Below are 1,578 nucleotides of genomic sequence, written 5' to 3'. Positions count from 1 at the left end.
CGGCGTCCACGGCCGTCGCCCCGCGCTCCGCGACCGGCACCAGCCCCAGGTGGCGCGACGGCGTCTCCACCCGCGCGGCCCGCCGCAGCACCCCCAGCACCGGCACCCCGACGGCCTCCAGCGCGTCCCGCAGCAGCGCCTCGTGCCGGTCCGACGCCACCTTGTTCAGGATGACGCCGCCGACCCGCACCTCCGGGTCCCAGCTCACGAAGCCGTGCACCAGCGCCGCCACCGACCGCGACTGCGACGCCGCGTCGACGACCAGCACCACCGGCGCCCGCAGCAGCTTCGCCACGTGCGCGGTCGACGCCAGCTCGCCCTGCCCGGACACCCCGTCGTACAGGCCCATCACGCCCTCGACCACGGCGATGTCGCAGCCGCGCGCGCCGTGCGCGAACAGCGGGGCGATCCGCTCCGGGCCGCACAGGTACGCGTCCAGGTTGCGCCCCGGCCGGCCGGTGGCGAGCGCGTGGTAGCCGGGGTCGATGTAGTCCGGCCCCACCTTGTGCGGGGAGACGGCCAGCCCCCGGCCCGCCAGCGCGGCCATCAGCCCGGTGGCGACGGTGGTCTTGCCGCTGCCCGAGGCGGGCGCGGCGACCACCAGCCGGGGCACCGACGCGGAGGCGTTCACCACTCGATGCCCCTCTGCCCCTTCTGCCCGGCGTCCATCGGGTGCTTCACCTTGGACATGTCGGTCACCAGGTCGGCGAAGTCCAGCAGTTCACGGGGCGCGTTCCGCCCGGTGATCACCACGTGCTGGGTCCCCGGACGCCCGCGCAGCACCTCCACGACCTCACCGGTGTCCACCCAGCCCCAGTGCAGCGGGTACGCGAACTCGTCCAGCACGTACAGCCGGTACCGTTCGGCGGCCAGGTCCCGCTTGACCTGCTCCCAGCCCTCCCGGGCCTTGGCCTCGTTGTCCAGCTGCGCGTCCCGCTGCACCCAGGACCAGCCCTCGCCCATCTTGTGCCAGTCGACGGTCCCGCCCTCGCCGGAGTCGCCCAGCACCCGCAGCGCCCGCTCCTCGCCGACCTTCCACTTCGCCGACTTGACGAACTGGAACACCCCGACCGGCCAGCCCTGGTTCCAGGCCCGCAGCGCGAGCCCGAAGGCGGCCGTCGACTTGCCCTTGCCGACGCCCGTGTGCACCATCACCAGCGGCCGGTTGCGCCGCTGACGAGTCGTCAGTCCGTCGTCCGGCACCACATTCGGCTGTCCCTGCGGCATTACGCGGCCCTCCTCGTCCCGTTCCCCCGCACATCCCTGACCAGCCCGGCGATCGCGTCCGCCCGCAAGGCGTCCAGCGTCACCGCGCCGCCCCCCAGCTCCCCGGCGAGCCGCCCCGCGAGGCCCAGCCGTACCGGCCCCGACTCGCAGTCCACGACCACCGACGCGATCCCCTCGGCCGCGAACAGCCGCGCGGCCCGCCCGGCCAGCGCGACCGGCTCGGGGCCGCCCGTGGCCCGGCCGTCGGTCACCACGACCACCAGCGCCCGCCGCGCGGGGTCCCGCAGCCGCTCCACCCGCAGCACGTCGTGCGCCTTCAGCAGCCCGGCCGCCAGCGGCGTACGGCCCCCG

Annotated in this window: 2 protein-coding genes and 1 pseudogene; all 3 read right to left on the bottom strand. The window is 75.5% G+C overall.

All coding sequences use genetic code 11. The features are described 5' to 3' along the window. On the bottom strand, positions 1-631 hold a 631-nt coding region (locus G3I53_RS11925), incomplete at its 3' end, for a cobyrinate a,c-diamide synthase (RefSeq protein WP_343240607.1). Beyond that, the gene (gene cobO, locus G3I53_RS11920; RefSeq protein ID WP_164334767.1) at positions 628-1,227 is read right to left on the bottom strand and encodes a cob(I)yrinic acid a,c-diamide adenosyltransferase; all 600 of its coding nucleotides are present in this window, start codon (positions 1,225-1,227) and stop codon (positions 628-630) included. The genes cobO and G3I53_RS11925, both read right to left, overlap by 4 nt. Next, positions 1,227-1,578 (bottom strand): annotated as a pseudogene (locus tag G3I53_RS11915) (magnesium chelatase); the annotation flags it as partial. The gene cobO and the pseudogene G3I53_RS11915, both read right to left, overlap by 1 nt.

The sequence above is a fragment of the Streptomyces sp. SID14436 genome, from assembly GCF_010548465.1.
In the GTDB taxonomy this organism is placed as follows: domain Bacteria; phylum Actinomycetota; class Actinomycetes; order Streptomycetales; family Streptomycetaceae; genus Streptomyces.
The sequence above is the reverse complement of the archived record's forward strand: the minus strand, read 5'-3'. Positions and strand labels throughout refer to the sequence as shown.